Source organism: Pseudovibrio sp. WM33 (assembly GCF_001623165.1).
GTDB lineage: Bacteria > Pseudomonadota > Alphaproteobacteria > Rhizobiales > Stappiaceae > Pseudovibrio.
Map to the genome: position 1 here is coordinate 1 of NZ_LMCK01000135.1, position 298 is coordinate 298.

At 57.0% G+C, this 298-nt stretch carries 1 protein-coding gene; it reads right to left on the reverse strand.

The window, feature by feature from the left end:
* The coding region (locus PsWM33_RS23560; protein ID WP_153040004.1) for a phage portal protein at positions 1–298 on the reverse strand (298 nt) is incomplete at both ends.

The window sequence follows — 298 nt, forward strand, 5'->3', positions numbered from 1 at the left end:
GATTGCCAGCCCCGGCCCGTCCATTCCACCGCCTGAAACCGGGCAAGCTGTGTCATAGGCAAACGCACTTGCCCGGTCAGCATCGCCATGCGCAACCAGTCGGGAAAGATAGATCCGCAGTAATGATCTGCAAGCCAGCCCTGCAGCACGCCCCATTGTTCGCGCTCTTCACCAAGCCCGGCCCGCAATGACGAGAAATTGGCCTTTTCCAAATCACTGGACAAAGACGAATAAGCCACATCAAGCCCCGAACACACACCGCGCAGCATGATCTTGATGAAAGGTTCCATCTCCCCAC